Source organism: Desulfosporosinus sp. BICA1-9 (assembly GCF_000802135.1).
On sequence record NZ_JUEE01000120.1, the window covers coordinates 1 to 7,444 of the forward strand.

The 7,444-nt window shown below is 45.2% G+C and carries 9 protein-coding genes; all 9 read left to right on the plus strand.

Annotated features, from left to right (window positions below):
* Window positions 1–396 precede the first annotated feature (396 nt).
* The 9 genes from JL57_RS14585 to JL57_RS14625 all read left to right on the plus strand — a co-directional run bounded on the left by JL57_RS14585 (window position 397) and on the right by JL57_RS14625 (window position 6,972).
* Window positions 397–741: a histidine triad nucleotide-binding protein gene (locus tag JL57_RS14585; RefSeq protein ID WP_034142770.1), complete on the plus strand. Its 345-nt coding sequence runs from the start codon at window positions 397–399 to the stop codon at window positions 739–741.
* Window positions 742–884: 143 nt separating this feature from the next.
* Window positions 885–1,061 carry a 30S ribosomal protein S21 gene (gene rpsU / locus JL57_RS14590; protein ID WP_009620268.1) on the plus strand — a complete coding sequence of 59 codons (177 nt, stop codon included), beginning with the start codon at window positions 885–887 and terminating at the stop codon, window positions 1,059–1,061.
* Between the two features lie 13 nt (window positions 1,062–1,074).
* Window positions 1,075–1,527 carry a GatB/YqeY domain-containing protein gene (locus JL57_RS14595; protein ID WP_034142763.1) on the plus strand — a complete coding sequence of 151 codons (453 nt, stop codon included), beginning with the start codon at window positions 1,075–1,077 and terminating at the stop codon, window positions 1,525–1,527.
* 122 nt (window positions 1,528–1,649) lie between these two features.
* On the plus strand, window positions 1,650–1,925 hold the full coding sequence (locus JL57_RS14600; protein ID WP_034142764.1) for a YabP/YqfC family sporulation protein: 276 nt from the start codon (window positions 1,650–1,652) through the stop codon (window positions 1,923–1,925).
* Window positions 1,926–1,929: 4 nt separating this feature from the next.
* Window positions 1,930–3,108, plus strand: coding sequence for a sporulation protein YqfD (gene yqfD, locus JL57_RS14605; protein ID WP_034142765.1), 1,179 nt, complete (start codon window positions 1,930–1,932; stop codon window positions 3,106–3,108).
* Between the two features lie 72 nt (window positions 3,109–3,180).
* Entirely contained in the window at window positions 3,181–5,469 is a 2,289-nt protein-coding gene (locus tag JL57_RS14610; protein ID WP_291300116.1) for an HD family phosphohydrolase, read from the plus strand.
* Window positions 5,470–5,568: 99 nt separating this feature from the next.
* Complete coding sequence (ybeY, locus tag JL57_RS14615) at window positions 5,569–6,042, plus strand: rRNA maturation RNase YbeY (RefSeq protein WP_034142767.1); 474 nt, start codon at window positions 5,569–5,571, stop codon at window positions 6,040–6,042.
* A gap of 124 nt (window positions 6,043–6,166) precedes the next feature.
* Window positions 6,167–6,550 carry a diacylglycerol kinase family protein gene (locus JL57_RS14620; RefSeq protein WP_034142768.1) on the plus strand — a complete coding sequence of 128 codons (384 nt, stop codon included), beginning with the start codon at window positions 6,167–6,169 and terminating at the stop codon, window positions 6,548–6,550.
* A gap of 20 nt (window positions 6,551–6,570) precedes the next feature.
* Window positions 6,571–6,972, plus strand: a complete 402-nt coding sequence (locus JL57_RS14625; RefSeq protein ID WP_034142769.1) for a cytidine deaminase — start codon at window positions 6,571–6,573, stop codon at window positions 6,970–6,972.
* Window positions 6,973–7,444: the final 472 nt, after the last annotated feature.

Sequence of the window (7,444 nt, forward strand, 5' to 3'; positions counted from 1 at the left end):
GAAACATCGATTCCGACTACGAAATCGTTAAGAAACTGAGACAAGGGAACACAACCTTTCAAACAGAATGAATCAGAGCATCCACTTAAGAAGAATGTCAAACAACCTTGCATTTGAAACGGGTAACACTAGAATAGTGACCCAACCAGCTAAACATCGAATCATTCTTGTGGAGTGACACGCTATTTTACGGATAAGCCTCAAAAAGAGGGATCCAGGAGGAACGCACATCTATCTCTCTGCCAAAAGTGATTATAGCACGATATTTACTGATTGAGGTCCAACGTGTCAACTAATTCATCTGAACAATAAGGAGTAAGTTATCAAGGAACGTTCGGGTTGGTTTTGAACCATCGACCCTATATCTATCTTACAAGGGAGGAAATAAAAATGCCGATGTCGGATTGTATCTTTTGTAAAATTGCCCGTCGTGATATTCCTAGCGAAATCGCCTATGAAGACGACGAGATCCTTGCTTTCAAAGATATCCAACCCTTAGCCCCTGTGCATTTGGTGATAATTCCGAAAATCCATTTGCGGAATCTTAATGATGTTACTTCTGAGCACGAGCAGCTATTGGGACACCTTTTCGGGGTAATTCCTCGGTTAGCAAAGGAATTCGGAGTAGCAGAGACCGGTTATAGAGTGGTCACTAATAATGGAACAGACGGGGGGCAAGTCGTGGGACACCTGCATGTTCATTTGCTCGGGGGGCAGGCTCTCAACGCTGCAATTGGATAATGTTGGATGAACGCTAAGTAAAAATGACTTTGAAGATCAGTCTTACTGACCATGACAGGCAAAGTCAACTTGACGCAACCTACTTAATCCAGTATAATAATAAAGTATATTTGTGATGATCCAGTGGAGGGAGGGATAAGACAATGAGTGAAGTCAAAGTTGGTAAAAACGAATCCCTTGATGCCGCACTCCGCCGGTTCAAGCGTACTTGTCAAAAGGCAGGGGTTAGTGCAGAAGCTCGTAAGCATGAGGCATATGAAAAGCCAAGTGTGAAGAGAAAGAAGAAGTCTGAAGCTGCACGTAAACGCAAGTTCAAGTAAGGAGTGTCTCGAATTGACCCTAAAAGATCGCCTCGTTGAGGATATGAAGGTTGCCATGAAGGCCAAAGAGGAGGGGAAGGTAAGACTTTCCGTCATTCGAATGGCTAGGGCTGCTATAAAGAATGCTGAGATCGATAAGAGAATTGAATTTAACGATGATCAAGTCATCGAAGTATTAGCACGCGAAATGAAGCTGCGTCGGGATGCGCTTGAGGTTTTTGGACAAGCGGATCGCCCCGATAAGGTAAAGGCTCTGGAGGAAGAAATGGTCGTTCTGATGGATTACCTTCCTCAACAGCTTTCCGAAGGGGAAATTCGCCAGCTTGTTCAAGAGACAGTTACCACAATAGGGGCTTCGGGTCCTAAAGACCTCGGGAAAGTCATGGGTCAATTAACACCTAAGACGAAAGGCCGTGCAGATGGCAAACTTGTCAATCAGATTGTACGGGAAATCCTCGGGGCATAACTTATTAGTAGTTTATAAAAAAGGCCGGTTACAGGGTTTATTGTAACTGGCCTTTTTTATGTTAGGCTTGGACTATTCTTGCTCTTTCCTTCATAACTATTCATAGAAGGAGGGGGCTATTTTTGTTTAAAAAAATTCAAACAAGTGTGGGCGACGTTTTGGATTTTCCACCGGATGTGGCGGGAGAAGGTCCTAAAATTACCATAACTGGTCGGGAGCAAATCCTAGTCGAAAATTATTTCAGCATTGTTAACTTTTCTGAGGAAGAAATTCGTTTGGAAACAGCTAAAGGAGATCTCTTTTTTAGAGGAAAAGGACTAGTGCTCAAAGTGATATTAGCTACTGAACTGCGGATTGAAGGGGAACTTTCTTCCTTATCGTTTGGGGGGGAGAGATAAAGTAATGTTTGATTGGATACGGACGTTCTGGTATGGCCGAGTTCTTTTCTTGGCAAGGGGAGAGCAGTTGGCACGTTTCATTAATCAAGCCTTAAAAGACGGTGTAATTTTATATCACACGCAAAGATCTGATCGGGGAATGCGAGCACAGATTAAGCTGGCAGATTTTCGACGTTTGCGCAAGGCAGCTCGATTAACCCATACAAGGGTACATATTGTGGCCAAATATGGTTGGCCTTTTGTTGCCGCGCGTTGGTGGCGGAGAAAGGGACTCTTAGTAGGAATTATCATGATTGCCTTGGTGTTAAGCGTAATGTCGCAGCTTGTACTTTCAATTTCGGTGACGGGAAATCGAAACTTATTGTCACCTGACGTTTTAGCACGTGCTGAGAAACTTGGGCTTAAAACATGGGTGTTTTCCAAGAAGCTGGATTTAAATGGTATTGCTAAGGTGCTTCAGGAAGAATTGCCAGATGCCGCTTGGGTAGGGATAGAACGTCAGGGTACGACTATTAAAATAAAGATTTCGGAAAAAATCCGCCCGTCCATTCCTGGAGAAGCAGGTAATCTAGTTGCTAATCATGCGGGGGTTGTAAAGGAGATCATGGTGATTGAAGGAACTCCTCAGGTACACGAAGGAGAAACTGTGCGAGCCGGGCAAGTATTAATTCTGAAGCCCAATGCGGATAACTTAAACAATGCCCAACAGACTCAACCAGCTTCAGTAGCTAGAGGGTTTGTCCGTGCGCGAGTCTGGTACAGTGCCGAAACCACGATCCCCTTGGTAGAAGACAAAGTGGAGGAAAGTGGGAGAATTGCCACAGGGTGGGGTATAAAATTTGGTTCACGCGTCATAATGGTAACAACGCAGAATTCGCCTTTTGAGCAAGGACGTAAAGAAGTAGTAAGCCTTTCCCTAAAACCGTGGAGGAATTGGCGCTTTCCTGTCGAAGGTATTAAGATAAAGTATGTCGAACTTCGTGAAGTGCATCTTGAGCGTACTGGCACGGAAGCCCTTCAACTGGCTGAACAAGCTGCCAGGGCTGAAGTTCAGAAGAAAGTAGCAACTAAGATTCCCATCGTGCGAGAAACCGTTAAGGTTCTTACCAACAATTCCGATCTAGTGCGTGTTAGGGTAGAGGTGGAAACTTATGAAGATTTGGCAGTTTACGCCAATTCATAAGGGGTACGGAGGGTTATTTAGATCACGTAAGCATTTGAACTTTGTATGGTATATAGAAGTAAGGATGATGGCATGAAGATTAGAATATTTAGAACAATGTGGGAGGGGTTATCTCGAGGTATGGATTTGTTTAAACATCACACCACATGGCTTCGTGTCATTGTCGGGGTGATGTATTTTCTGTTGTTTGTCGTTCTGCTAACCTCCAATATTTTTGTCTCGACCCTTCAATTAGAATTAGGGGAACCCAGTCCACAACTCATCACGGCTCCGTGGAATAAGGACATTGAAGATATCCAAGGATATGCTCAAAACTTGGATAAAGCTGAGAAAGCTGTTCAACCGGTTTACAAACCCGATGAGGAATATTTGAATTTATTGACAAAGGATTTAGGGAAAACATTTACCACGTTGCGTGATGTGCAGTCGAGTTCGAAGGATGATCGTGTACGTATTAATCAACTGAAGCAAACCCAGCCTTTTAAGGATTTACCGGAGGGAGTATTGACGTCCTTAGTGAAGATAAGTCTGGATGATTTGAATGCGGATGAACAGGTCAGTAGAGACATTATCTTTAGCAGAGCGCGCAATTTGGATTCTGGAACTAGGACCTACGCGGAGTTAGATGGGTTTCTTGAAAAAACTAAAACGGATCTTAATCAGTCGGGTTTAAATGAGCATGTCAAAACGTTATTAAAGGTCTTCTTAGAACAGGAAATTACGCAACCCACTCTGATCGTAGACGATATTACGACAGAAGCTTTGCGAACAGCTGCAAAAAGTCTTGTGAAAAAGGATGTGCTGCGTTACAAGGCCAACCAAAAAATCGTTGGAGTGGGCGAGATTGTTGACGAAACAGATTACCAGGTCTTGGTCGAGTATGGCTTAATTAATAGCCATAATACGTGGAAAGCAACATTTGGAATTGCCTTGATTGTTCTCGCAGGAATGGGAACGATTTTGGTTTATTTGTTACAGTATAAACGGGATATCTTCCGCCTGACCAATCGAATTGTTCTTATAGGGCTGACGATGACGATGGTTTTGGCTATTGGACGTGGAGTGATTGCCTTAAATCTAGGGCCTGATTATAATAATTTGTCAGGCATGCTCATTCCGGTGGCCTGGGCGACGATGTCCGTAGCAATTCTTATTGGTGTGGATATCGCTATGTTGGTTTCCGTTGTCTTAGCGGTGTTTGTGGCTGTCTTAGTGGACCCCTCACTTTCGACTGCCTTTGGCTTGCAAGCGGGTTTAGTGGCTCTTTTTGGTGGGATTGTAGGAGTTTATAGTGTGTCCCATTTGAGTCAGCGTTCGGATTTGGCGCGGGCTGGGATATTTGTGTCCGCGGTCAATGTCTTGGTGATTAGTGGGGTTGCTTTTAGCTCAGATATGCGCTTGACGGTTTGGGCGGTTGGGCTGATTCTGGGGATTGTCAATGGATTGGCGTCATCGTTTTTAACGGTGGGGGCTTTGCACTGGTTCGAATCGGGATTTCGTATCACTTCTTCCGTACGGCTTTTAGAATTATCGAACCCCAATCGCCCGTTACTTAAGCGCTTGCTAATGGAGGCACCGGGTACATACCATCATAGCATTTTAGTGGGAAATTTAGCGGAAGCCGCAGCAGAAGCAGTTCATGCGGATGCGACCTTGGTAAGAGTAGGCTCCATGTATCACGATATTGGCAAGTTAAAACGCCCGTACTTTTTCATCGAAAATCAGTTTACCCAGGAAAATCCACACGATAAAATAGCTCCGACTCTAAGCTCTCTGATCATTACTTCACATGTTAAAGATGGCTTGGAGTTAGCGAAGGATTATAAACTCCCAACGCAAATCCAAGACATTATCTCCCAGCATCATGGAGACAGTCTGGTCAGTTTCTTTTATCATAAGGCCCTTGAGAGTCAGGAAAATGTGCCTGAGGAGTCTTTCCATTACGAAGGGCCAAAGCCTCAGAACAAAGAGGCCGCGCTGGTTGCTTTGGCCGACAGTGTGGAAGCGGCAGTGCGTTCTATGAGACAACCTACGCCGGGGCGTGTTGAAGGGCTAGTCCGCAAGCTTATTAAGGACAAGCTGAATGACGGACAGTTGGATCAATGTGATTTAACGTTTCAAGATTTAGATCGGATCGCTATGGCTTTTGTCCGTGTCTTAAGTGGAATTTTCCACTCCCGCATTGAATATCCGGAGATGCCAAGTACACGAGACGCGGGTTTGAATAAGAAAACCCTGGTAGATGTTAATCAAGAGGATGGTATTGCTTTACCAAAGGAGAAACTGCTTGAGAGTCGCGAGGGGTCTCTTGAAACTAAGATTCCTCGAGTGAATCATAAGCCAATTAAGGATAATTCTTAGGCTCTTGACAAGAGCTACTTAAAAAGTATGCTCAATTTCTGAAGGGGGGAAGGGTAAAACACTTCTATTTCATGTTGGGAGTGGGTTTGCCTGAAGTACGTGATTTTAGATATCTCTTGGGAAGAGGAGTCTATTTTGCCGGAACGGCAGGATGCTCTCACCACGCTGCTAAATAACGCTATTACTGAGACTATCCACTTGTCTGGTGGGCGGTCTGAGGCGGAAGTGAGCTTAATGCTGGTTGATGATCAGCGCATACATGCTTTAAATCTTGAGTATCGAGGAGTGGATCGCCCGACGGATGTTCTTTCTTTTGCCTTGCAAGAGGAAATGGATGAGGAACCGGATTTCGAGTTTGAAGACGAAATGCTGGGGGATATCGTTATTTCTGTTGAACGGGCAAGGGAGCAGGCAGAGGAGTATGGGCATTCCTTTGAACGGGAAATTGTTTACTTAGCGGTCCATGGAACGCTTCATTTATTAGGGTATGATCACGAAGAAGAGGACGATAAGCTAAAAATGCGCAACAAAGAAGAAGAGGTAATGACTAAACTGGGGTTAGAGAGAGTATAACGATAACCTCAAACATCCTTGTTCGAGTCATGGCAGCGCTTTCAAGAAGGTTAACACGTGCGAAGACAGTGTCTTCGGGTGCCAGCCAGGTTTCTTTATAATCAGACCGAAAACGGAGGGGCATATGGGAAGATATCTGAAACCAGGATTTTGGCGCAGTCTCAATCAAGCTTGGCGAGGAATGCTATATACTTTGAAAACTCAAGGACACATGCAGTTTCATGTTTTCGCTGGAATTCTTGTTTTGAGCGTTGCTTGGTGGGCTAAGGTTTCACGTTTTGAATGGCTAATTCTTGTTTTAGCGATTGGCAGCGTGATCGGTGCAGAAGTGATGAATTCTGCGGTTGAAATTGTTGTAGATATGGTGCAACCAAACTTTCACCCTCTTGCGGGAATGGCAAAAGATGTGGCGTCAGGAGCGGTTTTAGTGACTTCGATTCAGGCTATCATAATTGGACTAATTGTCTTTGCTCCCTTATTGTATCGCTCTGTGGGCAAGGTTTTTTAGAAAAGGAGTTGTATGCGTAAATGCTCGATCCAGAGCTTACGAAAGAACTTAGTAATCGGGCACAAGCTGCATACGGACAGGCCTATGTACCGTATTCTCATTACCCAGTTGGTGCGGCGGCACTTTTTTCCTCTGGAGAAATATATAGTGGTTGTAACGTGGAGAACGCCAGTTATGGTTTAACGGTTTGCGCAGAACGAAATGCAATTTTTCAAGCCGTAGCTCGGGGAGAGCGGAAGTTGAAAGGAATTGCGATTGCTGTTCCGACTGACGTATTTCCGTCCCCGTGTGGTGCTTGTCGGCAAGTGATTCGGGAGTTCGCTGAGGATTGCCTGGTTTACTTAATTAATGGACAGGGTGAAACGAAGGTGACTAGTTTGAAGGCGTTATTGCCTGAGGCGTTTGGGCCGGAGTATTTGTAGGGGGACTTGTGTCACACAGCGCTCGGTGCTTACGACGCAGAGCAAACTAACCGTTTAAGCTCCTACTATGGGGAGCGGGGTTCATCCTTCGGCGATACTCTCCACTGGAGACTATCGTGCCAAACTCGCCGTCCTTGGCTCGGTTGGCGGCAGTGCACATCCTTGTGCACTGCCCCGTGTCTGGGGTCGGTCGCTTGAACGGAAGTTTGCTATTCTGCTTACGTAAAGACGTCGCGCTCGTGTGACACTGCGTCCTGGGGCTTGGAACGGAAATGTGGAACGAGGGGAACGAAGTTGCGGTGATGGTTAACGTTGCTGGGGAGAAGGCACATTTCATGTGTGCCTTCATACCTAAAGAAACCATAGATCAGTAAAACAAGGCCTTTGCCTTTTCAGCGGTCTGGGGTTTTTAGGTGGGCACTGTGCATCCACCTGTCGGAGGGTTTAGTGGGAGCAGGAACGGTTCTTAACT